The organism is Rhizobium sp. MHM7A (assembly GCF_005862215.1).
Lineage (GTDB): Bacteria > Pseudomonadota > Alphaproteobacteria > Rhizobiales > Rhizobiaceae > Rhizobium > Rhizobium bangladeshense.
The window spans coordinates 209,312-236,253 of sequence record NZ_VCHT01000005.1 but is presented as its reverse complement, the minus strand read 5'-3'; the positions used below and the strand labels follow the sequence as shown (position 1 = coordinate 236,253).

General features: G+C 61.8%; 25 protein-coding genes. 13 read left to right on the top strand and 12 right to left on the bottom strand.

The window, feature by feature from the left end; all coding sequences use genetic code 11:
* Window positions 1-19 precede the first annotated feature (19 nt).
* The 3 genes from FFR93_RS19385 to FFR93_RS19375 form a co-directional block, all read right to left on the bottom strand.
* Window positions 20-601: a TadE/TadG family type IV pilus assembly protein gene (locus tag FFR93_RS19385; RefSeq protein ID WP_138394402.1), complete on the bottom strand. Its 582-nt coding sequence runs from the start codon at window positions 599-601 to the stop codon at window positions 20-22.
* A complete protein-coding gene (locus FFR93_RS19380; protein WP_064707617.1) occupies window positions 601-1,236 on the bottom strand; it encodes a TadE/TadG family type IV pilus assembly protein in 636 nt (211 codons plus the stop codon). The genes FFR93_RS19385 and FFR93_RS19380 overlap by 1 nt, the downstream gene beginning before the upstream one ends.
* A gap of 113 nt (window positions 1,237-1,349) precedes the next feature.
* Window positions 1,350-1,760, bottom strand: coding sequence for a pilus assembly protein N-terminal domain-containing protein (locus FFR93_RS19375; protein ID WP_138394401.1), 411 nt, complete (start codon window positions 1,758-1,760; stop codon window positions 1,350-1,352).
* A 378-nt stretch (window positions 1,761-2,138) separates the two neighbouring features.
* Between FFR93_RS19375 and FFR93_RS19370 the strand changes: the two genes are divergently transcribed.
* The 10 genes from FFR93_RS19370 (at window position 2,139) to FFR93_RS19325 (ending at window position 11,740) form a co-directional block, all read left to right on the top strand.
* Window positions 2,139-2,315, top strand: coding sequence for a Flp family type IVb pilin (locus tag FFR93_RS19370; protein WP_037100569.1), 177 nt, complete (start codon window positions 2,139-2,141; stop codon window positions 2,313-2,315).
* A 122-nt stretch (window positions 2,316-2,437) separates the two neighbouring features.
* Window positions 2,438-2,950, top strand: a complete 513-nt coding sequence (locus FFR93_RS19365; RefSeq protein WP_138394400.1) for a prepilin peptidase — start codon at window positions 2,438-2,440, stop codon at window positions 2,948-2,950.
* Window positions 2,951-3,060: 110 nt separating this feature from the next.
* Entirely contained in the window at window positions 3,061-3,876 is an 816-nt protein-coding gene (gene cpaB / locus FFR93_RS19360; RefSeq protein WP_138394399.1) for a Flp pilus assembly protein CpaB, read from the top strand.
* Between the two features lie 12 nt (window positions 3,877-3,888).
* Complete coding sequence (locus FFR93_RS19355) at window positions 3,889-5,385, top strand: type II and III secretion system protein family protein (RefSeq protein ID WP_138394398.1); 1,497 nt, start codon at window positions 3,889-3,891, stop codon at window positions 5,383-5,385.
* Entirely contained in the window at window positions 5,382-6,134 is a 753-nt protein-coding gene (locus tag FFR93_RS19350) for a CpaD family pilus assembly protein (protein ID WP_138394397.1), read from the top strand. The genes FFR93_RS19355 and FFR93_RS19350 overlap by 4 nt, the downstream gene beginning before the upstream one ends.
* A gap of 14 nt (window positions 6,135-6,148) precedes the next feature.
* The gene (locus tag FFR93_RS19345; RefSeq protein WP_138394396.1) at window positions 6,149-7,426 is read left to right on the top strand and encodes a CpaE family protein; all 1,278 of its coding nucleotides are present in this window, start codon (window positions 6,149-6,151) and stop codon (window positions 7,424-7,426) included.
* A 32-nt stretch (window positions 7,427-7,458) separates the two neighbouring features.
* Entirely contained in the window at window positions 7,459-8,937 is a 1,479-nt protein-coding gene (locus FFR93_RS19340; protein WP_138394395.1) for a CpaF family protein, read from the top strand.
* 4 nt (window positions 8,938-8,941) lie between these two features.
* A complete protein-coding gene (locus FFR93_RS19335; protein WP_064707625.1) occupies window positions 8,942-9,949 on the top strand; it encodes a type II secretion system F family protein in 1,008 nt (335 codons plus the stop codon).
* Window positions 9,950-9,963: 14 nt separating this feature from the next.
* Window positions 9,964-10,950 carry a type II secretion system F family protein gene (locus FFR93_RS19330; RefSeq protein WP_064707626.1) on the top strand — a complete coding sequence of 329 codons (987 nt, stop codon included), beginning with the start codon at window positions 9,964-9,966 and terminating at the stop codon, window positions 10,948-10,950.
* A 157-nt stretch (window positions 10,951-11,107) separates the two neighbouring features.
* The gene (locus tag FFR93_RS19325; RefSeq protein WP_064707627.1) at window positions 11,108-11,740 is read left to right on the top strand and encodes a LysE family translocator; all 633 of its coding nucleotides are present in this window, start codon (window positions 11,108-11,110) and stop codon (window positions 11,738-11,740) included.
* A 40-nt stretch (window positions 11,741-11,780) separates the two neighbouring features.
* Here the strand turns inward: FFR93_RS19325 and FFR93_RS19320 are convergent, their stop codons facing one another.
* A complete protein-coding gene (locus FFR93_RS19320) occupies window positions 11,781-12,620 on the bottom strand; it encodes a tetratricopeptide repeat protein (RefSeq protein WP_064707628.1) in 840 nt (279 codons plus the stop codon).
* A 141-nt stretch (window positions 12,621-12,761) separates the two neighbouring features.
* Between FFR93_RS19320 and FFR93_RS19315 the strand changes: the two genes are divergently transcribed.
* From FFR93_RS19315 to FFR93_RS19305, 3 genes are all read left to right on the top strand, one after another.
* Entirely contained in the window at window positions 12,762-14,153 is a 1,392-nt protein-coding gene (locus FFR93_RS19315; RefSeq protein WP_138394394.1) for a M17 family metallopeptidase, read from the top strand.
* 157 nt (window positions 14,154-14,310) lie between these two features.
* Entirely contained in the window at window positions 14,311-14,661 is a 351-nt protein-coding gene (locus FFR93_RS19310) for a MarR family winged helix-turn-helix transcriptional regulator (RefSeq protein ID WP_011423607.1), read from the top strand.
* Window positions 14,662-14,671: 10 nt separating this feature from the next.
* Window positions 14,672-15,541 carry an NlpC/P60 family protein gene (locus FFR93_RS19305; RefSeq protein WP_138394393.1) on the top strand — a complete coding sequence of 290 codons (870 nt, stop codon included), beginning with the start codon at window positions 14,672-14,674 and terminating at the stop codon, window positions 15,539-15,541.
* A gap of 282 nt (window positions 15,542-15,823) precedes the next feature.
* Here the strand turns inward: FFR93_RS19305 and FFR93_RS19300 are convergent, their stop codons facing one another.
* From FFR93_RS19300 to FFR93_RS19265, 8 genes are all read right to left on the bottom strand, one after another.
* Entirely contained in the window at window positions 15,824-17,215 is a 1,392-nt protein-coding gene (locus tag FFR93_RS19300; RefSeq protein ID WP_138394392.1) for an amidase, read from the bottom strand.
* A gap of 23 nt (window positions 17,216-17,238) precedes the next feature.
* Window positions 17,239-18,039 (bottom strand): ABC transporter permease, encoded by an 801-nt coding sequence (locus FFR93_RS19295; RefSeq protein WP_246661340.1) that lies wholly within the window; start codon window positions 18,037-18,039, stop codon window positions 17,239-17,241.
* A 66-nt stretch (window positions 18,040-18,105) separates the two neighbouring features.
* On the bottom strand, window positions 18,106-19,053 hold the full coding sequence (locus tag FFR93_RS19290; protein WP_138394390.1) for an ABC transporter permease: 948 nt from the start codon (window positions 19,051-19,053) through the stop codon (window positions 18,106-18,108).
* Window positions 19,054-19,405: 352 nt separating this feature from the next.
* On the bottom strand, window positions 19,406-20,932 hold the full coding sequence (locus FFR93_RS19285) for an ABC transporter substrate-binding protein (protein WP_171049216.1): 1,527 nt from the start codon (window positions 20,930-20,932) through the stop codon (window positions 19,406-19,408).
* Window positions 20,933-21,081: 149 nt separating this feature from the next.
* Window positions 21,082-22,002 carry a LysR family transcriptional regulator gene (locus FFR93_RS19280; protein WP_064707633.1) on the bottom strand — a complete coding sequence of 307 codons (921 nt, stop codon included), beginning with the start codon at window positions 22,000-22,002 and terminating at the stop codon, window positions 21,082-21,084.
* Between the two features lie 55 nt (window positions 22,003-22,057).
* Window positions 22,058-23,053, bottom strand: coding sequence for a P1 family peptidase (locus FFR93_RS19275; protein ID WP_138394388.1), 996 nt, complete (start codon window positions 23,051-23,053; stop codon window positions 22,058-22,060).
* 127 nt (window positions 23,054-23,180) lie between these two features.
* The gene (locus tag FFR93_RS19270; RefSeq protein WP_064707634.1) at window positions 23,181-23,375 is read right to left on the bottom strand and encodes a hypothetical protein; all 195 of its coding nucleotides are present in this window, start codon (window positions 23,373-23,375) and stop codon (window positions 23,181-23,183) included.
* A gap of 519 nt (window positions 23,376-23,894) precedes the next feature.
* On the bottom strand, window positions 23,895-26,834 hold the full coding sequence (locus tag FFR93_RS19265) for an aminotransferase (RefSeq protein WP_138394387.1): 2,940 nt from the start codon (window positions 26,832-26,834) through the stop codon (window positions 23,895-23,897).
* Window positions 26,835-26,942 lie beyond the last annotated feature (108 nt).

Sequence of the window (26,942 nt, the reverse complement as noted above, 5' to 3'; positions counted from 1 at the left end):
ATTCGAGATGGGAAGGGTGTCAGCAGTCGCCGCAGGGGATCGAGTCGCCTTGCCGTTGGCGGTAGAAGTAACTGCGGCTAATAGTGATCGTGCGCATCCCGTCCGGCATGAAGTCCGGCGCGAACAGGAACATCGTATAGGGGATGCTGAGTTCGGTCCGGACGAGGAAGCTGTTGGCCGTCTTCATATCCGTTGGCACATTGCTCACCGTCGCGCTCTTGGCATAAGGCACCGTACCGTCCTGCGCCCAGGACCAGAGCACTTTCGCATTGGCGCCGGCGTCAATGGTAATCCCGGTGATTTTCAGGGTGAGCGATGTCGTTTTGTAAGGCACGAAGATCGATGTCGCGACCGACGACATCTGCGCGAGCGCGCTCTTCGTGACGGATTGCTGCTGGGTGACGAGGTCGGCGATCGAACCAGCGGCGCGTGTCGCGCGCTTGCTGACGCTGAGGCCGATCGTGATCTCGAAAGCGCCGATATAGAGCATGACGAGCACGGGAAAAAGGATCGCGAATTCGATCGCTCCAGCGCCCTTGCGCTCTCGCGCCAGCCGACGAGCCGTCAGTACCAGTCTGGTGAACGGGTTGCGCAACACCATTATGGATACTGCTCGTTCTGGAAGGCCGAGGTTGCGATAATCAGATATTGCGTCGGCATCGAACCATCGGACGGACGGATTGTCGTAATATAGGGCCGCACCAGATCCGTGATGATTTCCCATCGATAGTAGGCGCGCAGCATGTTGATCGTGCCGGCGCCGCCAGGTGTATATTTGAAGGCTGCAGTGTTGATGTCGGCATATCGGTCGCTCGAAACTCTGGGGATCGTCGTCGGAATGGCCGAAAAGGAGCTGAACGTCTGCACATCCACGTAAAGCTTGCTCGGCGTGGCGGCTTCGCTTGTCGAGCACTTGAGCAGGATCGATATCTCGCTGCAAAATGCCTGGCGGAATTGCGTCTGGCTCATATCGGTCGTGCGGCCGAGATTATAGGTGATCTGCCCGGTGCGCATCCGGCGGCTCATCGTATCGACGGCATTGGAGACGAGTTCTTCGGCGGCGAAGGCGATGAAGGTTTCGAGGATAGCGAAGATCACGACGAAGTAGGGGATCGCGAGCAAGGCAAATTCGATCGCCGCTGCGCCGTCGCGCGAGCGGGCGACAGCGCGAAAGCGGGAGAAACGGTACGGCGCGAAAGCGCGCTCCTCATCCGTCTTCTGATCAACTACCGTCATTGCCTGGACCCGAGCGACATCTAAGCCTGCCACACTAGGGTCCGTTCGTTGATTTTCCGTTTCAGACCGATACGATGATTTTAACGAATGGCAGAAGATCGGAGCCGGGGCGATCAGGGTGACGTTGTGCCACCGGCCGCTTGCTGCGCATGCTGCTCACAATTGGGTGTGCAGGACAGCACCGAGCGCTCGGTCTGCCGGTAGACGCGTACCGTATTGCCCTCGTCTATCGATACAAGGATGCGCTCGTCCAGGATTGCGTTGCCGTCGGCGTCCAGAAGGACGAGATTGGTGGTGCCGAAGCTGCGGCCTGTCAACACGATCGTCTTGGAATCGGCGACGGTCGCGTCGGCGACCTGGGCGTTGCCGATGATGACCTTGCTGACGGGGCGGTCGAGCTTCAGGACACGCGCGTGATCCATATAGACGCGCAGCATGTCATCGTCTGCGGCCGAGGAAACTCCCGAAATCCCCGAAACGGCGATCATGCCGGCAAAGAGAATTGTTTTGCCGCTCGATGACATTTGGTCCTCTTTCACGATCACAGCGCAATAGGCGCATAGGATGGAAAAAAATGGTGAATGAAGCCTTAAGCACGCGTGCTGTTTCGCAGTGAGGCAGGATGATCCGATTTGGCACTGGCTTCGGCCGGTGTATGTTGCGGCTTGATGCGGCGCCTGTACTATTTCCAGATAAAACCCGCTGTTAACCTCTGAATATCATTAAATATTGAGTGAAATGAATAAGGTAAAGCTCACCCTGTGCGAGCCTCTGGCCGGTTTCACGAGCTGTTAACTCTTTTTCTTAAGCCGATGGAAACGCCCATTCATTAGATTATGGTCATCCGATCAACGGCAACAGTTGGCGGACGTGCTGAACATCAACTGGAGTTAGGAGTACCCATGACCAAGCTTTTTAGCCGTTTTCTGAAGGACGAATCCGGCGCGACCGCAATCGAATACGGCCTGATCGCCGCGCTCATTTCCGTAGCCCTCGTGGCCGGTGCTACTACGCTTGGCAACAAGCTGAACTCTACGTTCGTGACACTGGGTGGCAAGCTGGACGACGCTGTGAACTAATAATGATTACTGGAGCGCGGCTCTGGTTTAGTAAGGTCAGGCTCACGAGCGAACCGCCGTGAGCCTGCTTGTCTTGGGCAGATAAAACTCGGGGCGGACAAGGACTTGGGGCAGGTGAAAAGATGATCGTAACCGCACTCCTTCTGGTTTTTCCATTCTGCCTCGCCACGGCGGCGTTCTCGGATCTGTTCACTATGACGATCCCGAACCGCGTTTCGCTGATCCTCATCGCCTCCTTCTTCGTTGTCGCGCCGCTGTCCGGTCTTGGCCTGCCGGCGATTGGCATGCATCTTGCCGCCGGCGCCATCGTCTTTACCGCAGGCTTCGCTCTGTTTGCCTTCAATGTAATGGGCGGCGGAGACGCAAAGTTGTTGACTGCGACCGCACTCTGGTTCGGCCTGAACGAATCCCTGCTTTTCCTGATGACCGATGTTGCCATTGCCGGCGGCCTCATCACCCTGCTCATCTTGCTGGTGAGGGCACAGTCGAATACCATCCTTGCGATCGGCCTACCGGTGCCCAATTCTTTGCTGCTTGCCAAGAAGATTCCCTACGGCATCGCCATCGCGATCGGCGGCTTCATGGCCTTCCCGTCCTCGCCGCTCTTCATTACTGCGCTGGAAAGCTTGAAATAACGGCATTTTAAATGCCCATTAACTTAAAATGTAAGCATTCCATTAACCATAATTATACCAATTGCTGAGCATTCTGCGGGGCGTACATATCGTGCCTTGAGGAATGATTTATGAAACCGGCCCGCCTTATAGTTCTAGCTGTCGCCGTGGTGGCAGCCGGCCTCGCCGGGCTCCTGGCAATGCGTATGGCCGGCAACGGTGGCGTCGTCACCGAGGTCCAGTCGGTTATCGAGAAAGAACCGACAGTCAATATCCTGGTCTCGAGCAGCAATCTGCCGGTCGGCGCAAGACTGGGCGACGAGTCGGTGCGTTGGATGGCCTGGCCGAAGGACGGCGTCGTGCAAGGCTTTATCACCGAAGCCGACAAGCCGGATGCTATCAAGGAGCTGCAGGGCGCCGTCGTGCGTCTGCCGATCTTCGAAGGCGAGCCGATCCGCTCCGAAAAGGTTGCCGACTCCAACAGCCGCATTCTCTCGTCGCTTTTGCCGGCCGGCAAGCGCGCGGTGGCGACCGAAATCTCGGTCGCAACAGGCGCTGGCGGTTTCATCCTGCCGAACGATAGGGTCGACGTCATCATGGTGCGCAAGGGCACCGAAGCCAACAAGCTCATCACCGAAACCGTACTGAGCAATGTCCGCGTCCTCGCCATCGACCAGCAGATCCAGGAAAAGGATGATGGCTCCAAGGCCGTGGTCGGCACGACCGCGACACTCGAGCTGACCCCAGACCAGACGAAAGTTCTCGCCGTCGCCCAGCAGATGGCGGACCGGCTGTCGCTCGCGCTGCGCTCGGTCGCCGATGCGCAGGAGCAGGATACCAGTGCGGCAGACTATCTGCTGAGCGGCGACAACGGCAGCGCGATCATTCAGGTCATCAAGTCAGGCTCCATCGTGACGGATGCCGGCGCAGCGCCGAAGGCGGAGTAAGGGGACGTGCAAATGGGCAATTCAACGCGGCGCGCCAAGCTTCTCCTGACAGGCTGTCTTTCGTTGGCGATCGGCGCTACCGGCATGGTGCCAGCCTCTTTCGGTCCGCTTTTCACTGTGAATAAGGCGCGCGCCGCTGAAAACCTTGTCCGCATCTCGCAGACCGGTCCCGACGCCCATCGCCGGCTGAAGCTCGGGCTCAACAAAGCGGTCGTCGTTGATCTGCCGGAGGATGCCCATGATATCCTCGTCTCCGACCCGACAATGGCCGATGCCGTTACCCGCACTTCGCGGCGCATCTACCTGTTCGGCAAGAAGGTCGGCCAGACGAATATCTTTGTCTTCGGCGCCGGTGGGCAGGAGATCGTCAATCTCGACATCGAGATCGAACGCGACGTCTCCGGCCTCGAAACCAATCTCCGCCGCTTCATTTCCGACTCCAACATCAAAGTCGAAATCGTCTCCGATAATATCGTGCTGACCGGCACTGTGCGGACGCCGCAGGATGCCACGCAGGCGGCTGATCTGGCGCAGGTCTTTCTGAAGGGCGGAGAAGCGACGACGAGAACCGAGACGGCTTCCGGCACGGGTGGCGACAGTTCGGTTGCGCTCTTCGCCGAAGGCCGCCAGACCTCGCAGGTCGTCAACCTCCTGCAGATCCAGGGTGAGGACCAGGTCACCCTCAAGGTGACGATCGCCGAGGTTCGCCGCGAGGTCCTGAAGCAGCTCGGTTTCGACAACCTCGTCTCCAACTCCTCCGGCATGACGGTCGCCCAGCTCGGCAGTCCCAACGCCGACGGCGCAACGGCAACCGTCGGTGGCGGCCTCGCGGCTCTCTTCAAGAGCTCGATCGGCAAATACGACATTTCCACCTATTTGAACGCACTGGAGCAGGCCAAGGTTGTCAGGACCCTCGCCGAGCCGACGTTGACGGCGATATCAGGCCAGGCGGCGACCTTCAATTCCGGTGGCCAGCAACTGTATTCGACGACCGACAATGACGGCAACGTCACCGTCGTTCCTTTCAACTACGGTATCAATCTTGCTTTCAAGCCGGTCGTGCTGTCGTCTGGACGCATTGCTCTTGAAATCAAGACGAACGTCTCGGAGCCGGTGGCCGGCAGCGGCAACGCCACCTATCAGCGCCGTTCGGCGGAGACCTCGGTTGAGCTGCCTTCGGGCGGCTCGATCGCTCTGGCCGGCCTCATCCGAGACAATGTCTCCCAGACGATGGGCGGCACACCTGGCGTCTCCAAGATCCCGCTGCTCGGCACGCTCTTCCGCCAGAAGGGTTTCGAACGTCAGGAAACCGAACTTGTCATCATCGCTACACCCTATCTGGTGCGCCCGGTGGCGCGTAACCAGCTCAACCGGCCGGATGACAATTTCAGCCCTGAGAATGACGGTGCAACCTTTTTCCTCAACCGTGTGAACAAGGTCTACGGCCGCCGCGAGGCGCCCGTCGCCGACGCGCAGTTCCACGGCTCGATCGGGTTCATCTACAAATGAGCGGGGCACGACCGGCAGCAATGGCACAGAACAGGGATCAGGCGATGGCCCATATGGATGCGACGAAACCCCGCCTCGGTAACTCCAGGGCCCTTTTTACCACGGCCATCATGTCGCTAGCGATCCTTTCCGGATGCGCCGGTCCGCATGACCAGCTGACGACAGGCGGGATACCCGACGACTACCGCGCCCGCCATCCGATCATCGTGACGGAGGCCGAGCAGACGGTGGATATACCAGTCGCCTCGACCGATCGCCGCCTGACCATCGCCCAGCGCGATCTCATCCGCGGCTTTGCCGCAAACTATATTTCACGCGCCTCGGGCCCGGTTTACGTCCTGTCGCCGGAAGGTTCGCCCAATTCCGCGGCCGCCTATCAGCTGCGCAATCAGGTGCGAGTCGAGCTGGCGACAAGAGGGATCGCAAGCTCGAAGATCATAAATACGTCCTATGCCGCCGCCGGTGCCGGCGATGCCGCGCCGATCCGGCTGAGCTTTACCGGTACGACCGCGGTCACCACGCAATGCGGCCAGTGGCCGAAGGATATCTCGAACGATTTCGCCAACCAGAACTATTATAATTTCGGCTGCGCCTCGCAAAACAACCTTGCCGCCCAGATCGCCAATCCGGAAGACCTGGTGGCGCCCCGCGGCATGACCCCAATCGACGCGCAGCGGCGCAACAACGCCATCCAGGAATACCGGACGACGACGACGACGATCGAAGACAGCGGCAGCAGCGGATTCTGAGACGGAACGGGACGATGAGCGCGATCGAATACGACATCAGAAATCCGAGCGAGCTTCGCCACGCCGAGGAGGCGGTGCGCATGGCGGATTTGGAAAATATGCGGCCACTGCCGCGCATTTCCGTTCACGCTTTCTGTGAGAGCGAAGCGCTGCAGCATGTCATGGAACGCTGCGCCAATGACCGGCGTATGGCGAAGGTCAGCATGCGCATCACCAGCGGCGGCATAGCGGCTGCTGCCAACATGTTTGCCGGTGCACCGACGCCGAACCTGATCATTCTCGAGACCAAAGCCAATTCCGGGAGCCTGCTTGGCGAACTCGCGCCCCTCGCCGCCGTCTGCGATCCGACGACGAAGGTCGTGATCGTCGGCAATTACAATGATATCGGGCTCTATCGTGAACTCATCCGCAACGGCATTTCCGAATATATGGTGCAGCCGGTCGCCATGCCCGATATTCTGACGGCAATGGGCTCGATCTTCGTCGATCCGGAAGCCGAGCCGCTCGGGCGCAGCATCGCCTTCATCGGCTCGAAAGGCGGCACCGGCGCTTCGACAATCGCGCATAATTGCGCTTTCGGCATTTCCAACCTCTTCTCCACCGAGACGATTCTCGCCGATCTCGACCTGCCCTATGGCACGGCGAACATCGACTTCGATCAGGATCCGGCCCAGGGCATCGCCGAAGCGGTCTTTGCGCCCGATCGGCTCGACGAGGTCTTCCTCGACCGCCTGCTGACGAAATGCTCCGAGCACCTTTCCCTGCTTGCAGCACCCTCGCTGCTCGATCGCGCCTATGATTTCGACGCCCAGGCCTTCCAGCCGGTGCTCGACGTCCTGCAGCGCAGTGCGCCTGTCACCGTGCTTGACGTTCCGCATGCATGGTCGGAATGGACGCGCTCGGTGCTGGCGAGCGTCGATGAAGTCGTCATCACGGCGGTTCCCGACCTTGCCAACCTGCGCAACACCAAAAACATGCTGGACGCGCTGCGCAAGATGCGGCCGAATGACAAGCCGCCGCATCTCATCCTCAATCAGGTCGGCATGCCGAAACGGCCGGAGATATCACCGTCGGATTTCTGTGAGCCGTTGGAGACCGATCCGATCGCGATCGTTCCCTTTGACATCAACCTGTTCGGCAACGCCGCCAATAGCGGTCGGATGATATCGGAAGTCGATCCGAAGTCGCCGACGGCCGAAACCTTTTCGCAGATATCGCACATCGTCACCGGGCGGGTCGCCATCAAGAAGGCGAAGAAGGGCGGCCTGCTCGGCCTCCTGAAGCGTAAATAGACGGTTAGACCGAAGAGATTGGATTAAGCGGCATGTTTGGAAAACGCGGAAACGAAGGTTTCGGAAAGGCGGGAGGCGCGATCGCTCCTCCGCCGCCGGCCCCGGCCGCCGCCTCGCCCATGGCTTCCTCTCCCTCCATTTTGGTCGAACCTGCGCGGGAGTCCCAGCGTCAGCAGGTGACGCCGCCACCGATGGATGCGCCGCAGCGCAAGCGGCCGGTTCGCACCGACGAATATTACGATACCAAGCAGCAGGTCTTTTCCGCGCTGATCGACACGATCGATCTCTCGCAGCTTTCCAAGCTTGACAGTGAAAGCGCGCGCGAGGAAATCCGCGACATCGTCAATGACATCATCACCATCAAAAACTTTGCGATGTCGATCTCCGAGCAGGAAGAACTGCTCGAGGATATCTGCAATGACGTTCTGGGCTACGGTCCGCTGGAGCCCTTGCTGGCGCGCGACGACATCGCCGACATCATGGTCAACGGCGCCGGCCAGACCTTCATCGAAGTCGGCGGCAAGACGATCGAGTCGGAAATCCGTTTTCGCGACAATGCGCAGCTTCTCTCCATCTGCCAGCGCATCGTCAGCCAAGTCGGCCGCCGCGTCGATGAGTCGAGCCCGATCTGCGACGCGCGCCTGCCCGATGGCTCGCGCGTCAACGTCATCGCGCCGCCGCTGTCGATCGACGGGCCGGCGCTCACCATCCGCAAGTTCAAGAAGGACAAGCTGACGCTCGATCAGCTCGTGCGTTTCGGCGCGATCACGCCGGAAGGCGCAACCGTGCTGCAGATCATCGGGCGCGTGCGCTGCAACGTCATCATCTCGGGGGGCACCGGCTCGGGCAAAACGACCCTCCTGAACTGCCTCACCAATTACATCGACCGGGACGAGCGCGTTATTACCTGCGAGGACACGGCCGAACTGCAGCTGCAGCAGCCGCATGTCGTTCGTCTCGAAACGCGTCCACCAAACATCGAAGGCGAGGGCGAGATCACCATGCGCGATCTCGTCAAGAACTGCCTGCGCATGCGTCCGGAACGCATCATCGTCGGCGAAGTGCGCGGATCTGAGGTTTTCGATCTGCTGCAGGCTATGAACACCGGTCACGACGGCTCGATGGGCACGATCCACGCCAACACACCGCGCGAATGCCTGAGCCGTATCGAATCGATGATCGCCATGGGCGGCTTCTCGCTGCCGGCAAAGACGGTCCGCGAGATCATCTCCACCTCGGTCGACGTCATCATCCAGGCGGCGCGCCTGCGCGACGGCTCGCGTCGCATCACCCAGATCACCGAGGTGATCGGCATGGAAGGCGACGTCATCATCACCCAGGATCTGATGCGCTATGAGATCGAGGGCGAGGATGCGGGCGGCCGACTGATCGGCCGGCACATGTCGACCGGTGTCGGCAAGCCGCATTTTTGGGATCGGGCTCGCTATTTCAACGAGGAAAAGCGCCTGGCCGCCGCCCTCGACGCGATGGAAGCGAAATCGAAGGAATAGGGTGATGTTCGGATTCGATCCGGTAGTCCTGGCAATCGTCATCCTCGCCGCTGTGTCCGCCGCGGCGGTCGCCTATGCCTTGTTGTTTTCCCGGATCGAGGCCGACAAGAAATCGGCAAGCCGCATCAACCGTGTCAAATCGGCAGAGGTCGACCGCGCCAAGGTCAAGGCTGCCCGCGACCGGGTGCAGGAGATGTCGAAGCGGCGCAAATCGGTGCAGGACAACCTGAGGGATCTGGAGAAGCGCCAGAACGAAAAGACCAAGAAGACCCTGTCGATGAAATCGCGACTGGTGCAGGCCGGCCTGGGGGTCACGCTGACGCAATTCTATCTCTTCAGCGCCATTTTCGCTTCGGTACTGCTGCTGACGTCCTTCATCATCGGCGCGTCGTGGATGGTCATGATCGGGATCGCTTTCGTGGCCGGACTCGGGCTGCCGCGTTGGGTCATCGGTTTCCTGATCAAGCGCCGCCAGAACAGGTTTCTCAACGAGCTTCCCAATGCGCTTGACGTCATCACCCGCTCCATCAAATCGGGCTTGCCGCTCAACGATGCGATCCGCCTAATCGCAACCGAAGGCACCGAGCCGGTCAAGAGCGAGTTTCGGCGCGTCATCGAGGCCCAGCAGGTGGGCCTCAGCATTCCCGAAGCCTGCGCCCGCATGACGCTTCATATGCCGCTTCAGGAGGTCAATTTCTTTGCGATCGTCATCGCCATCCAGTCGCAGGCCGGCGGCAACCTCTCCGAAGCGATCGGCAACCTGTCAAAGGTGCTGCGCGAGCGCAGGAAGATGAAGGCTAAGGTTTCGGCGCTCTCAATGGAAGCCAAGGCCTCGGCCGCCATCATCGGCGCTCTGCCCTTCATCGTCGCGGCCCTCGTCTACCTCACGTCGCCGAACTACATGATGATCCTTTTCACCGATCCGCGTGGCCATTTCATCATGGGTTTCTCGGCGGTCTGGATGTCGATCGGCATCTTCTTCATGCGCAAAATGATCAGTTTTGATATCTAGCCGGAGGAGGCACCATGTCGCAGGAGCTCGCCGCAACCCTGACCAATCCGGGCATGCTGATTGCGCTCCTCGTCGCGATCGCCGTCTTCGCCACCTTTTATACGATTGCCATCCCCTTCTTCGAACGTGGCGATCTCGACAAGCGCATGAAGGCCGTTTCGACCGAGCGCGAGCAGATCCGCGCCCGCGAACGCGCCCGCATGAACAGCGAACCCGGCGCCGGCAAGGCTTCGCTCAGGAGCCAGAACAACCGCTCGGTTCGCCAGATCGTCGAGCGTTTCAACCTGCGTAAGGCGCTCGTAGACGACAATACGGTCAACAAGCTGCGCGCCGCCGGTTTCCGCTCGGAAAATGCGCTGAATACCTTCCTCGTCGCGCGTTTCCTGCTGCCGTTCTTTTTCCTGGCGCTCGCCGCTTTCTGGGTCTTCGGCCTCGGCAATCTCGCCGAACGGGGTATGCCCATCCGCCTCCTCGCCGTCATCGGCGTCGGCTATCTCGGCTTCTATGCGCCGAACATCTATATCTCGAACCGCATGGGAAAGCGCCAGCACTCGATTAAGCGTGCCTGGCCGGATGCGCTTGACCTGATGCTGATCTGCGTCGAATCCGGCATCTCTATTGAGGCCGCGATGCGTCGCGTCTCCGAAGAACTCGGCGAGCAGTCGCCGCCGCTTGCCGAAGAGATGGTGCTGACGACGGCCGAACTGTCCTTTCTGCCCGATCGTCGCGTGGCGCTCGAAAATCTCGCCGCGCGCACGCAGCTCGAGCTCGTGCGTTCGGTGGCCCAGGCGCTGATCCAGGCTGATCGCTACGGCACGCCGGTAGCACAGGCGCTGCGCGTCCTCGCCCAGGAAGGGCGCGACGAACGCATGAACGAAGCGGAAAAGAAGGCGGCCGCCCTGCCGCCGAAACTGACGGTGCCGATGATCGTGTTCTTCCTGCCGGTGCTTATCGCCGTCATCCTCGGTCCGGCCGGCATCCAGGTGGCAGACAAGTTCTGACGGAACGTACCGAAACCGGATGCCGCTTTTTAGCAGAAGGCGATTTGCGATCAGCGCGCGTGACCGGCACCGGCATAACTGCTAAACGGGACGAACGATGATCGGCCGGCGCGGATGCGGTTTTCTCGGCGCTCGTCCCACAGAAAGAGAGATTCCGATGTCTTCTACAGGCATTTTCATCAGCATCATGGCAGCCTTGGCCGTCGGCGCGATGAGCCCCGGTCCGAGCTTCGTCGTCGTCTCCAGGATCGCCATCTCGCGTTCACGGCTGGATGGACTTGCGGCCGCATTCGGCATGGGCGCCGGCGGCGTCGTTTTCGCCGGGCTGGCGCTCGCCGGTCTGACGGCGTTGCTGTCGCAGTTCGAATGGCTCTATGTGCTGCTCAAGGTGGCGGGCGGGGCTTATCTCCTCTACATCGCTGTCAATATCTGGAGAGGCGCCGCAAAGCCGATCGAGCTTTCCGATGCCGTCAATGGCCATCGTGCGCCCATGCGCAGCTTCATGACCGCATTGCTGACGCAGCTCAGCAACCCGAAAACCATCATCGTCTATGCGAGCCTTTTTGCGGCGCTTCTGCCGAGGACGGTGCCGCTCGATCTCCTCGTCGCGTTGCCGGTCGGTGTTTTCGCAGTGGAGGCGGGGTGGTATGCGATCGTGGCGCTCGCCTTTTCGGCCCGCCACCCGCGGCGGCTCTATCTCCATGCCAAGGGCTGGATCGACCGGACCGCAAGTGCGGTGATGGGCGGCCTTGGTCTGCGGCTCATTCTTTCGGGCCTGAGCGTCAGGTAGATCAGCCGGAGAAGGCGTGATCATCCGGCAAACGACGGGGTCAGTTGGTGTTGCTGCCGTCCGCTGCGCCCGGCGTCTTGTCCTTGGCAGCGAGCTTCTGCCAGGAATTCTGCTGTGAGAGCATGCCCCTGAGGTAGGCGACGTTGGCATCCGCCTGCTGTGGCGAAAGTTCCCGCCGCGCGATCTGTTCCGCTTCCGCAAAACGCCCTTGCAGCCCGACAACGAGGGCAAGGTTCTGCCGAACGCGACTGTCGGCGGCCGGCTGGCCTGCCGCAGAGCGCAGATAGGTTTCGGCCGTGCGCAGATCGCCGGTCAGCACGTAGGACATGCCGAGGTTGGAAAGGATGGAAGGTTCGTTCGGCTGGATGTCGAGCGCGCTGCGGTAGCGCTGCCGGGCCTCACTGGCCCGGCCCATCTGGTCGAGGATCGCGCCTTCGGCCGAGATCAGCCTCCAGTCGGGACGATCCGGTGTCTGGGCTCTGCCGATCGTGTCGAGCGCCTGCTGGAACTGTCCGGCCGCCGCCTGCGCCTTGCCATAGGCTGCCAATACATTGCGGTCGCCCGGATTGGCGATCGCCACCTGCTGCATGACGGCGAGCGCCTGGGCGTCGCGGCCGCTCATGCGCAGCAGGTTGGCATAGTTGACGCCGTTGACGGGATCGCGCGGGTTCTTTTCGTAGGCTTCGCCGACCCGGTCCGTCGCCGAGCGCAGCTCGGTCGCATCCATCTGTTCCACCGGCTTGGCAAGTTTTGGCACCGAACCTGTCGTCATCCGGTCCTTGGGCGTCGTCGAGCAGCCGGCAAGCGCAAGGACGAGCAGCGATGCCGCAGCGCCCTGCAGGATACGATTTATCGATATGGCGGTGAGCGAGGCAGGCATGATGCGTTCCTGATTCCGAAATCGGCGCCTGACCTCGAAGCGGAACAGGGAAAGGTTTGACGCAATCTTCGCTCCAGCAATAGTCTGTTAACCCTAACAGACCGTTAAGGAACGATTCCTGGCGACTGCCGAAGGACAATCATGGCCCCCTATCAGTTCATCGAAAGACCGACTCCCTTCAACACGAAGGGTGGTTCCACGCTGCCTATCTTTGCTGTCACGCCTGCCCATATCGAGACCGGCACGATCGACCCGATCGCCCTCGATTGGGCTCGCAAGGCTGGCTACAAGGCCGAAAGCGGCTCGCTGTTGCTGATTCCGACGGCCGAAGGTCATCTCGGCGGCGCGCTTTACGGCCTCGGCACCAATCCGTCCGAACAGCCTTACATCACCGGCAGGCTGGCCCGCGCGCTGCCCGCCGGCGAATGGCACATCGAGACCGCGCCGCTGACGGCAAATCGCCTGGCCCTCGGTTTCGGACTCGGCAGCTACCGGTTCGATCGCTACAAATCGGAAAAATCGCCGAGAGCGACCTTGATGATCCCCCGCGATGCCGACGGCGCCGATATCAAGCGTCAGCTGGCCGGTGTTTTTCTTGCCCGCGACCTCATCAATACGCCGACGAACGATATGGGGCCGGACCAGCTTGAGGCCGCTTTCCGCGCCTTAGCCGGACATTACAAGGCGGAGATATCGGTGATCACGGGCGACGAACTGCTCAAGCAGAATTTCCCGCTCGTCCATACCGTCGGTCGCGCCAGCGCCGACGCGCCGCGTCTCCTCGAACTGCGCTGGGGCAAAAAGGGCCATCGCAAGGTGACCCTCGTCGGCAAGGGCGTATGCTTCGACACCGGGGGTCTCGATATCAAGCCTGCCGCATCGATGCTGCTGATGAAGAAGGACATGGGTGGTGCGGCGAATGTCATGGGGCTGGCCCTGATGATCATGGACGCCAAGCTGAAGGTCGATCTGCGCGTCATCGTCCCGGTCGTCGAAAACGCGATCTCCTCTAATGCCTTCCGCCCCGGCGACATCTACCGCAGCCGCAAAGGCCTGACCGTCCAGATCGACAATACCGACGCCGAAGGCCGCCTAATCCTGGCCGATGCGCTTGCCTATGCCGACGAGGAGGAGCCTGAACTCTTGATCGACATGGCGACGCTGACAGGCGCTGCCCGCGTTGCCCTCGGTCCGGATCTTCCGCCCTTCTTTACCGATGACGCCAATCTGGCGCATGAGCTGACCGAAGCGAGCCTGGAAACCGACGATCCAATCTGGCGCCTGCCGCTCTATGCCGGCTATGAAAAGGATATCCGCACCAAATTTGCCGACCTCACCAACGCGCCGGCCGGCGGCATGGCGGGGTCGATCACCGCCGCACTTTTTCTCAAGCGTTTCGTCAGCAAGGCCAAAAGCTGGGTGCATTTCGACATTTACGGCTGGGCTCCGTCAGAACGACCGCATTCACCGGGTGGCGGCGAAGCACAGGCGATCCGCGCGCTTTTTCACCATATCCGTGGGAGCCTGCGCTGACGGATGCAAACAGGGCGGGCCCGCTTCACCAAGGGCGCCTCATGCCGATCGTTAAAATTTTATTCACCCTGCCGGGCGGCAGTTCCTGCCACCCCTTGCATGTCCATCACAACTGCCGGAAAATGAAACGCTAGCGTAACGATTTTCCGGAGGGGCCGTGCCGATCGAACTGACCGCCTCGCAGGCGCTGGGGCTCTGGCATGGCGTGGCGCTCGATCAGGTTCGCCATGACGACCGCGATTTGACATTGCGCCAGATGGCAATCCTGCTGCATATTTACTTGGTTCCGCCGCCCCACACGGTGCGCGGGCTTGCCGCCACGCTCAACGTCACAAAGCCGGTTATCACCCGCGCCTTGGATACGATGGGTGAGATGGGCTTGGTGGATCGCGTGCGCGATGATGCAGACCGGCGCAATGTGATCATCAAACGCACAGTCGGTGGCGCGCTTTACCTGGAGAAGCTCGGCGATCTTGTCCGGGATCAGGGCCGCCGGCTGCCGATCTGAAAGGAACACAATGACGATGCTCGACCGCCGCCTGCATGCCTATAGGCCGGATCTCGCCGAAGCGGGGCTCGAGGGCAAGGTGCAGGCGTCTCGCTTCGTGGAAGGCGCTCCGGCGCGCGTTGCCCTTCCCGTCGTCGCTCTGCGGCCTGAACCGGAGCTTGCACGCGGCATCGATACCGAACTGCTCCTCGGTGAGGAGGTGACCGTTTATGATCGCGCCGACGATTGGTGTTGGGTGAAAGCCGTCTCGGACGGCTATGTCGGCTATCTCGAGGCAGAGGCGCTCACGCAAGGAGGGCCAGAGCCGACCCACATCGTCACCGTACAGCGCACCTTCCTCTATCCGGAGCCGGAACTGCGCAAACCGCACCGGGCTATCCTGTCGATGGGAAGCCGCATTCATGTCGCTGGCGATGCGGAAGCGCGCGGCAATCACTACGTCGTACTGGCGGACGGCACGGCGATCTTCGCCAGACACGTCCAGCCGATCGGCGCTCTCGACGGTGACGATTATGTCGGCATCGCCGCCCGTTTCCTGGAGACACCCTATCTCTGGGGCGGCCGCTCCGGCCTCGGCATTGATTGCTCCGGCCTTATCCAACTGGCGATGCTGATGACGGGCAGACAGGCGCCGCGCGATACCGATATGCAGGCCTCCGGCCTCGGCGAACCGATCGACCGCTCCGAAATCCGCCGCGGCGACCTCGTATTCTGGAAGGGCCATGTCGCTATCTTTGAAGATCCCCAAACCATTCTCCACGCCAACGGCCACAGCATGACGGTGGCGCGTGAAAATTTCGAGGCGGCCGTCGAGCGCATCGGCGTGCTGTACGAACGACCGACCGGCTATCGCCGCCCGTTTAGAACCTTTCCGGGTTAGCTTGATCATTCTGTGGGCTGAACCGGAGTCGGCCGGTCGATCAGCCGGCCCGTTTCAGCCAACCTCCCGCAGATTTGCCTGGCAAATCTGCAAGACCCCAGAATCACCGGACGCACTTGTCGCTTCGCCTCGGCGAAGCGTTGCGGCCGGTGGGCGGGGCTTGTTTCCGTCAGGATCAAAGGCGATCGGCTCGAACGTACCTGGGGTATGCCCTTCGCCAATCGCCTTTGCCCTGACGAAAACCTGCTCCGGCAGAATGCTTCAATCTAACGCGGAAAGGCTCTAAGTGATCGGCCGCTGTGGCCAGGCGCTCACGCCGCCGGTCCAATCCTCGAAGGCTTTCGACAGTCTGAGCACCCGCATGTCGTCGAAGCGCGGCCCGACGATCTGCAGCCCGATCGGCATGCCCGACCGGGAGAAGCCGCAATTGATTGAGGCAGCCGGCTGCTCCGACATGTTCCACGGCACGGTGAAAGCGATGTGTTCGAACGGCCTTGTCGGATCGTTGGTCGGCGATGCCCATTCGGCCGGATAGGAGATGATCGGGTTGGTCGGCGAAAGCAGGGCGTCGACCGTGGTGAACAACTGTCCGCAGCTCCTGCGCATTTCGATCGTCTGGTTGAAGCCGCGGACTGCAGCGACCCCACTTATCTCGGCGCCTGTCCTCGCCCAGTCGCCGATGTAAGGCAGGATGCTTTCACGCCGCTCTTCATCCATGCCTGCAATATCGCTCCAGAGGCGGGCGCGCCAGAACGCGTCGAGCCCGTCAAGCATCTCGCGTGTCAGCACCGGTTGAACGGAGATGATGGTCGCGCCGGCGCGCTCGAAACATTTTGCCGCCGCTTCGATGGCGCCTCGGATCTCGTCGTCTACCGCAAGCCCGCAGCCGGCGTCGAGCATCAGGCCGATTTTCATGCCCGACACGTCGATATCGAGGTCCATCCAGTCGAAATCGTTCGGCGGCAGGCTCGTGCCGTCGCGCCAATCGGGCCGTGACAGCGTCGCCATCGAAAAAGCTGCGTCTTCGACGGTGCGGGTCATCGGGCCGAGACATCGCCCGACATAATAGGGATCGGCTGGAATGCGTCCGTGGCTCGGCTTGAAGCCGAAGATACCGGTCCAGCCGGCGGGGAGCCGCACCGAGCCGCCGATATCCGTGCCGATATGCAAAGGCCCGTAACCGGCCGCTGCCGCCGCCGCGGCGCCCGCGCTCGATCCGCCGGGGTTCTGAGTCACGTCCCAGGGATTGCGACTGAGGGGATGAAAGCTCGACAGGCCGGAGGAGAGCATGCCGTAATCGGGGCAGGTGGTCTTGGCGAAGATCACCGCGCCGTCCTCGCGCAGCCGCGCGGCAGCCGGCGCGTCGGCCTCCGCTGGCTTCAGTTCCACCGCCCTGGTGCCGAACGGCACCGGCTGGCCTTTCGTCGCGATCAGTTCTTTCAGCGTGACCGGGATGCCGTCGAGCGCGCCGAGCGTTTGTTCCGTCGCCCAGCGCTCCGTGGAAGCTTTCGCCTGCGCACGCGCCGCCTCCGGGTCGTAGAGATAGAGGGCGGAGATCTGCGGCTCCCAGGCGGCGATATGGTCTTCGAGGGCGAGCCAGTATTCGAGCGGCGAGAGGCTCTTATCGGCGAAACGTCGTCTGAGTTCGCGGATGGGAAGGTCGATTTGGGCCATTGGCATTTCGTTTCGGAAGGGCATCAGCGGCTCGCCTCGCGTGGATCAAGAAGGTCTCGCAAGCCGTCACCGAGCATGTTGAAGCCGAGGACGGCAAGCGCGATGGCAAGGCCGGGCAGGACGGCAAGCCAGGGGGCTAGCGCCAGATAGGTCTGCGCATCGGCAAGCATTCGGCCCCATGTCGGTGCCGGAGGCGCCAAGCCTAGCCCCAGAAAACTCAGACCCGCTTCCGTCAGGATCGCCAGTCCAAGCTGGATTGTCCCATGCACGATGATCTGGCTGATGATATTCGGCAGCACATGGCGCAGCGAGATGGTCAGGCGCGTATTGCCGATCGCGCGCGCCGCCGTCACATAATCGCGGCTCCAAGCCTGCAGCGAGGTTGCCAGCGTCACTCGGGCAAAGACCGGAATCATGAACACGGCGATCGCTGTGATCGCGGTGAACCGCCCCGGCCCAAGAAAGGCGCCGAGCATCATGGCCGACAGGATCGGCGGCAGGGCGAAGATGACGTCGCAGATGCGCATCAGCAGCGCTTCGGATGGACCGCGGATCGCTGCTGCGGAGACGCCGGCGATCGAGCCGAGCGTCCCGCCGATCGCAACCGCGGTGATGGCGACCGAGAGTGAGTTCCAGCATCCCACCATCAGCATCGACAGCACGTCGCGCCCGAACTGATCCGTTCCAAGCAGACCGAAGGCAAGCGGCGGCTGTAGTTTATGGATGATCTGCATCTTCGCCGGTGGTAAAGGCGTCCAGACGAGCGACAGCAGCGCCACCGTCACCAGCAGGCCGATGATGACGGCGCCCGCGATGAGATTCATTCGCCGGCTAAATACAGCAGCTCTTCGGCGGCCGGCGATGGCGAAGGGCACGATCTGGGACACGCTTCAGACAGCCTTTCTCATCCTGGGGTCGATCGCCAGATAGGAGAGATCGACGATGAAGTTCATGACAATAACGAGAGCCGCGAAGAACAGCACGACATCCTGCATCACGATGATGTCGCGCTGGGAGAGCGCCTGAAGGGCGAGCCGCCCGAGACCGGGCAGGTTGAAGACGTTCTCCACCAGCACCGCGCCAGCGACGAGAAAGGTGAACTGCAGCCCGATCATTGTAAGGATCGGGATCAGCGCGTTCGGCACGATATGCCGCCACAGCACCGCACTGCTTGACAGGCCCTTGGCCATCGCGGTGCGGGCAAAATCCTCATGCATCGTCTCAAGCACGGCCGAACGTGCGACGCGCGTCAGCACCCCCGCCTGCGGCATCGCCAGCGCCACGGCCGGCATGACAAGCGCCTGCAATGCCGGCAGAAACCCCTCGTTCCATCCGGGAAAGCCGCCCGCCGGCATCAGTCCGAGCATCGTCGAAAACAGAATGATCAAGAGCAGCGCCACCCAGAAGGCGGGCAAGGCGATGCTGATCTGCGAGAAGAGCGTTGCGATGACGGCGAAGATACTGCCGCGCCGCGAAGCGGCCAGCACGCCGAGCGGCAGGGCAATCGCCACCGACAGCATGATCGCCATCAGCGCCAGCGGCAGGGTCACTGACAGCCGCTCAGCGATCAGCCCCGCAACGGGAACGCCATAGGTGTAGGATTGGCCGAGATTGCCCGACATGACGCCGGCCAGCCATCGTCCGTAACGCAGGATGAGCGGCTGGTCGAGGCCAAGCTCGTGACGCAATGCCGACAGGGTTTCCAGGCTTGTCGAGGTGCCGAGCATGATCGAGGCGGGGTCGCCTGGTAGGAGATCCATAACGGCAAAGATCAACAGCGAGACGATGAGAAGCGTGAACAGGAGGCCGAGGAAGCGGCGAAGGACAAGCGCGATCATGCGTGCCACGCTTTCGGTGTGGCGCGGCGGCTCCGCCATGAGTCGGTGAGTTTGGTTGGAAAACCAACCCCACGCTCCGTCATCCTCGGCGTTGAGCCGAGGATCAATGCCACTACTGTTGATGGGAGCGGTGTGGATGCTCGGCTCAAGGCCGAGCACGACGGAGGCGGACGGAGGAATCCGTTTAAAGAGTCGGCGCCCGCGTCAGGAATGGCATCTTCCAGGGGAACCAAACAACTACGGTCCAAGCAGAGCTGACTTGGTGAAGGATGGAGAGGGCTGTGTACTACATAGACGAAATTCATCTCGCTCTTTCCCAGCCCACGCCGCGCCCATTAATTCCACCGCTTGCTCACTCCTCCCAATAAACCCCCGACAGCACATTCGACGGAATCGGCTCGTTCTCCCACAGCCCCTTCAGCTTTTTGTCCCAGACGCCGAGTTTCGGCATGACGAAGAGGTAGAGCGCCGGTACGTCCTCGGCGAGGATCTGTTGCGCTTCGCCGTAGACCGCATTTTGCGCGTCGGGATCGGTCGTCTCCTGGACCTCCTTCATCAGCGCGTCGAAGGCCGGATTTCTGTAATTGAAATAATAGGGATCGCGTGCGTAGATGTCGATGTCGAGCGGTTCGGCATGGGCAACGATCGTCATGTCGAAGTTTCGATCCTTCATGATGTCCTGCACCCATTTCGCCGGAAACTCCGTCGGTTCGATGTTCATCGTCACGCCGATTTCCGCAAACATCGCCTGCATCACCTGGGCGCTGCGCGGCGCATATGCCATCTGCGGCGATTTGATTGTGAAGGTGAAGCCGTTTGGGTAGCCGGCTGCGGAAAGCAGCGCCTTCGCCTTTTCGACATCGTAGGGCAGGACGCCTGTCATGTCCTTATAGCCCGCATCGTTCGGAGTGTAGTGGCTGCCGATTGGCGTGCCGAGGCCGGACCACGCCCCGTCGATCACGGTCTGGCGGTCGATCGCCATCATAAGCGCCTGGCGCACGCGCTTGTCGTCGAAGGGCTTCCTGGCATTGTTCATGCCGGCAACGACCTTGAGTTCGGTATTGCCGATCTCGGTGATGAGCCGCCCATCGCCGACGAAGGAAGTCATCAGCTCGGGGGCTGCAAATTCGGGAAAGGCATCGAGATCGCCGGATTTCAGCGCGGCCGCCTGCGCTTGCGGATCGGCGATGAAGCGGAAGGTCACCTTGTCGAGCTTGGCAGCCGCATCCTTGTTCCAGTAGTCGCTATTCCTGATAAGTTCGACCCTGTCGCCCTTCGTCCAACTGGCGAACTTGAAAGGACCGGTACCGATCGGAGTCACCTTGTCCTCGGCGGCCGTCTTCGGCGCGACCATCACTGAGGCCGGCCACCCGAGCCAGTAGATCAGGCTGCCGGTAGGCGCCGATAGATGCAGCACCAGCGTTTCGGCATCCGGCGTCTCGATCGAGGCGATCGAGGCGAAGAAGCGCTTCTGCGGATTGACCGAATCCGCCCCGCGGGCGCGGTCGAGCGAAAACTTGGCGCTCGCGGCATCGAAGGCCTCGCCGTCGTGGAATTTGACGCCGGTCTGCAGCTTGAACGTATATGTCAGGCCATCGGGAGAGATCTCCCAGCTTTTCGCCAGCTGCGGCTGGACCTTGCCGGCCTGGTCGATCGTCACCAGCCCCTCGAACACATTCTGCCAGGTGACCTGGCCGATCGCGACCGGGGCCGCGATCGTCGGATCGAGGCCGGCCGGCTCGACGCTCATGCCGAGGGTGAGGGTGGTCTTCGCCGCTTCCGCCGGCGTCATGACCGTCATCACCAGACCGGCCGAAAGCGCGGCAGCGAGGGAAAGCCGCCTGACGAAACGCGAAGGCGCAAACGAAAGCTTGGTCATCATGGTTCCCTTGTCTGGCCGTGCGTCGATGACGAAGGCCTTTGCGAATAGATTGCACCACAGCAGTGCACACACAATGACGATTTTGTGTGCTCGGTGTAGCCGAAAAAGCTACACCTGATATTTGCGGGCAATGCAAGCTTGAAGCGTCAGTCTTTGGTCCCGGCTCGGCCGTTCGTACGCTCGCGCATGAACCTCTCGATGAAGTCGAGCAGTTTCGTCGCCGCGAAGGACAGCTGCCGGTCCGGCGCGACGCAGAGATCGACATGGGTGCGGATGCCGGTCTTGCCGGCAAGCGGAATGGCCAGGAGCTGGCCCGCTTCGATTTCGCGGCGGACGGTCAGCGCCGGCAGCAGCGTCGCCGCAGCCCCGCTGAGCACCAGTTCCTTCAGCATTTCGAGCGAACTGGTGACGAAGACGGGATCGAGGCTGGGCCCCTCCTTCTCGAACAGCGCATCGAAGGCCTGGCGGAAACCGAAGGATTGATCCGGCAGCGCCAATGGGTAATCGGCGAGTTCCCGGATGGGGATTTCGGCAAGGGCGGCCGCCGGATGCTGCGGCGTGACAATGAAATCATAGGCGATCTCGGAGCGCAGCCGCACCTTGGTGCCTGATATGACGGGCGCAAACAGCGTCACCGCAATATCGGCTTCGGCGCTGTTGACGGCATCGACCGCCTGCCGCGCGCTGGTGATCGTCACGGTGAAACGCAGCTGCGGATATTTCAGGCTGAATTCGGCAAGCGCCGGCGCCAAGAGATTGGCGACGGTGGCGCCATTGGCATAGATGCTGACACGGCCGCGCTGCAGTCCCTTCAGGTCTTCGATCAGCTGCTGCACGTGATCGAGTTCCCGCAGCGTCCGGCCGGCGCGCGCAGCGAGAAGCTCGCCGGCCGCCGTCAGCTTGACGCCGCGGGCGCTGCGTTCGACCAGCGGCGCGCCGAAATGATATTCGAGGTTCTCGATCTGCCGGCTGATCGCCGTCGGCGCGACATTGAGGTTCTCGGCCGCCTGGCGCATGGAATTGGTCCTCACCAGCTCGTCGAAATACATCAGCGCCCGGATCTGCATTCACGTCTCTCCGCCATTCGGCCTGTTCGACCTGTCCGGGTTTGACCCTATCCAATCAATCGGCGTTCGGGTAGCGGTCTCGCCATGCCTCTTGCGCGCCCTCGGACGGAAGGGTGCTTGCCATGTAGACGCCGCGCGCGACCGCCCGCGCCATGACGATAGCGGCTAGGTGGCAAAGCTCCATCAGGCTAGCCATGTCGCTTCTCGAATGTTTGGCTGTCGAAGCGGCAAAGATGGTATCTCCGTCGAGCGGCAGATGCGCCGGCAGCAGCGCCCGGGCAAGGCCGTCATGACCTGCAATTGAAAGCCGATGCGCCTCCGCCTTCGTCAGTTGCGCATCGGTGACTACCGCGCCGATCGTCGTCGCCGGCGTGGTCATCCCCTTGAGTCGCATCCTGTGGTCGGCCGTCGCAGGCAGGCCAAGCCCGCCGAATTCTCCGTCTTTCTCGAAGGGTGCCGCCCAGAAGTGCGGCCCGTCGCCAATCGTTGCGGAGCCGAGCGCATTGACGGCGACGAGCGCCCCGACGTGATGGCCGGCGCTGCTGACGGCGCTGGCGGAGCCGAGCCCCCCCTTGAAAGTGGCTGTCGTCGCTCCGGTGCCGGCGCCGGCGGTACCGAGCGCGAAAGCGCCCTTGGTCGCGGCTTTCATCGCGGCGTAACCCATGTCGCGATAGGGCGAATGCAGACCCCAATCCTTGTCGCCACCATTCAGCAGATCCATCAGGATCGCCTGCGGCACGATCGGTATGCGCGCGGTGCCCACGGCGAAGCCGCGGCCGATCTCGCGCAATCCCGCCTGCACCCCGCCGGCGGCATCGAGGCCGAAAGCCGAGCCGCCGGAGAGCACGAAGGCATCCACGGCGCCGACGGTCATCGACGGGTCGAGCAGGCCGGTGTCGCGTCCGCCCGGTGCGCCGCCGAGCACCGTGCCGGATGCGACGGCTGGCTCGTCGAATACGATGACTGTGACACCGGATCCCAAGGCGAGGTCGGTCGCATGGCCGACGGAGACGCCTTCGATATCGGTGATCAGGTTGAGAAGGTCGGGCAAGGGCGGATCCTTATGCACGAAGGGCCGCCGATAGGACTGCAACTGGCTCAAAAATACAAGACCGGCCCTGTGTGGCAGGACCGGTCGGACATCGGAAGTGCACTAAAAGCCGCTGAGGCTTTCCGCGTCAGGCATGAATCGGCTTCGGGTGACGGCGGGTCATCAGGTCGTGAATGGCCAGCCGCACCTCGTCGGGCGAACCGAACCGCTGCTCGTCGAGGTCGTGGACGTGGAATTTCACGGCGATGAACTTCAGCCGGTCTTCGTCGGGGATAACGATGCCGACGGGAACGCCTGCATATTCGATAACTTGCTTCTTCATAGATAGAACTCCTGCCGCGCAACAGGCGCAGCCATGGCGAATTGACTTGTCTGGTACCGTTGAAAGGAGGACGAACGTCACATTCGACAGTTCGGGCGGGAGAGGGCGCCCGGACGGTCATTGCCAAGCACAGATCGCCCAAGGAGAGTGGCGAGAATATCGATGTATATCATGTCTCGTTCCTTTCGTTGGCGTTGCGCTCGAGGGTCCCGGAAGAGCCCAGGGCCGGTGATGGTTGTCTTCAATATCTACTAACTTAGTAGAGATTAATGGACAGCCTGTCGGAAACATATTCCGAAACGTGTCAAAATATCGACGATCCGAAAAAAACAATTCCATCATGGCCCGAACTTACGGAAAGAAACATATCAGCTCTTCGTAAAATTCGCATGACAGGATCGAAATCTCTCGATCGCCGCAGCAGAGATAGGAAGTCCGTCTGATTCCGGCAATGGGCTACGTCGGTAAAACTCGTAATGCCTCGAAATGACCGATTTGGTTAACGCCCGAAAGCGTGGATCACCAGCCTTCTTGGAGCACCTTTTCCAGCATGTCGGCGAAGAAATCCGCGCTTTCGATGCTGAGGCAGAGCGGCGGCTTGATCTTCAGCACATTTTGGTGATCGCCAGTCGGCTGCATGATGACACCGAGCTCGAGAAGCCGATCGCAGATCGCCGCCGTCTCTTCCGTCGCCGGCTCCAGCGTCGTTCTGTCGCGGACGAATTCCAGCCCGAGATAGAGACCCATGCCATGGACGGCGCCGGCGATCGAGTGCCGGTCGATCAGCGCGGCGAGCCGCGCCTTCAGATGATCTCCCACCGTGCGGGCATTTTCCTGGAGCTTCTCCTCGGCCATGATATCGAGCACCGTCATGCCGGCGACGCAGCTGACCGGGCTGCCGCCGGTGGAGGAGAAGAAGGGCCCCTCCTTCTCCAGCGACTGCGCAATCTCCCGTCTGGTGATGACGGCGCCGAGCGGATGGCCATTGCCCATGCCCTTGGCGATGGTGATGATATCGGGCACGACCCCTTGCTGCTCGAAGCCCCAGAAATAATGGCCGAGCCGGCCATAACCGACCTGCACCTCATCGGCGATGCAGAGCCCGCCGCGGGCTCGCACCTCAGCATAGATTTCCTTGAGGTAACCTTCTGGTAGGGGAATGCCGCCGGCATTGCCGTAGACTGATTCGCAGATGAAGCCCGCAAGGCCCTGGCCGGCCGCGTCGATCGTCTCGAATATCGGCTTGGCGGCGCCGAGGTAGCTCGCCGCTGTGTCGGGTCCGCGGAACGCACCGCGATAGGTATTCGGCGAAACGGCCGCATGCACCCAATCCGGGCGGGTGGTCGGCGCCAGCGGATTGTCGGCGATCGAAGTGGAGACGGCGTCGCTCGCCGCCGACCAGCCGTGATAGGCTTCGAGCAGGCAGAGCATGTTGCGCGCGCCGCTATGGGATTGCGCCAGCCGGATCGCCAGATCATTGGCCTCAGAGCCGCTGTTGACGAGGAAGACCGCGTCGAGCCCGTCCGGCGCGAGCGCCGCGAGACGTTCGGAAAATTCCGCGATCGCCGCATAGTGGAACCGTGAATTCGTATTGAGCCGCTGCCATTGGGCGTTGATTGCCGCCGCCATCCTGGGGTGGCCGTGGCCGAGAATCGTCACATTGTTGACCATGTCGAGATAGGCGCGGCCCTCGACATCGAACAGGTGTTCCCTCCAGCCGCGCTCGATCTGCGGCGGCGCGGCATAATAGTTCTTCTGGGCGCTGGCGAGATGGGCCTGCCGCCTGGCGAGCAGCTCGGCGGTCTCCGGTGGCGGCGCATCCGCTCCCGGGCCGAGGAGGGATGAAGGCGAAGGGCAGAGCACCGACCAGGCTGCCGCCTCCCGCGGCTTGGCAAAGAGCGGGGGTTCGAGGCCTGCTACGCTGCAGAGCTGGAGGCGCAGGCCGCCGAGCGACGACGCTTCACCGAAAACCGAACCGAGCGGATCGCCGGCGGCGAGCACGGCGCAATCCTCGACCCCACCCTCGATCAAAGGGTCGAGCCCGTCTAGATGAAGGGTCATGCTGTCGTCCGACAGTGTCACATGCTGGTCCTTCCAGCCGATGCGGCCGGCAAAGGGCGCGGCGACCGCGCTTCCTGCGGCAAGGCAGATGTCGACATGCAGGGCGAAGGTCGCCTGTCCCGCGGTGTTTCCGAGGGCAGCGCGGGAAAGCCTATATTCACCGTAGCGCGTCGCCGCTGTGCCGTTTTCGGTAGCAGCCCGGGCAAGCAGCCGCCAGTCCATATCGGCGTTCAGCCAGTTTCCGGCGGAAAAATGCGCGCTCCGCACGCCAAGGTCGACATAGGCGATCGCAGCCGGATCGATATCGGGCAGCAAGGGCAGCCATGCTGACGGCTGCGGAGCGGCGACATCTGCACCGGCCGCCTTGAGGATCGCAGCTTCCATGAGTTCGAATGGAACCGACATCGCCGTATCGAAGATCGCCCGCTCGCGGTCGAGATTGCTGCGGACATAGTCGTTATCGGGATCGATCGATATCTGCTGCTCGCTGCTGGCCACCAGGATGACCGCTCGTGCGACGATCAACGGCCAGAGCGCCTTCAGTTCCTCGTCGCTCAGCGGATAGATCGCCTGATAGGCGGTGACGGCGGGCAGGATATGAAAGGGATCGCCATTCGCCTGATGCAGCAGTGAAGCGCATGTGACGGCTAGGTCGCCGACCAGCCAGCCGCGGATAATGTCGCCGAAATCGATGACCCCGTCGGGGATCGTGTGGCCATGGGCGTCGCGGTGGCCGACGACGTTGTCGCCGGTGACGTCGTGATGGACAGCCTGGAGCCGAAGCGACGGCGCCAGGGGCTGGATGCGGCGAACGGCCTTCACCATGGTTTTGGCGATCCGGTCGCGGGCAGCGCTGTCGGTGATGGCGGAAAGCAGCTGTACGGCGACAGGGCCGGCGCGTCTCAAATCCCACTGCAGGCTGCGGTCGAGGCCGGGATGGTCGAAATCGGCAAGCGATTGTGCCAGCCGCGCGCAGAGCGCGCCGAGCGCCGCGACGGAAGCCGGCGCCAGATATCCCTTCTCCGTCAGCCCCTGGCCTTCCAGATATTCCAGCAGCCGGACCTGATAGCCGTGCCCGCGCACGGTCAGGACGACGATCTCCCGCCCGTCATTCGTGGGGATCACGTTCGGAACGCGTGGCGCATCCTGACGGCTTTTGAGGTGATGGAGCGCTGCATTCTGCGCTTCGAGCTCGCGGGCCTCGTAGGCGGCATGGCAGATCTTCAGGACGTATCGACCGCGATCGCTGTCGACGCGGTAGTTCCGATCCTGCTGGCTACCGAGTTCAGCGAGTGTGCCGGACAGGCTGTAATGGGCAAGAAGGATTTCTTCCGCGTCAGAAACGCTGACGTCGGGACGCGGCAGCGCCATGCGATCAACAAGCGCCTCGTCGGTCATGACACCCATCCCCCAGTATGATTCGATTACCCCTTAAACGCGATAATCAAATACTTGCCGCTGGCAGGCAACGGGAGATTGTTGTCTGCCAGCAAAAGAGATGCGCGG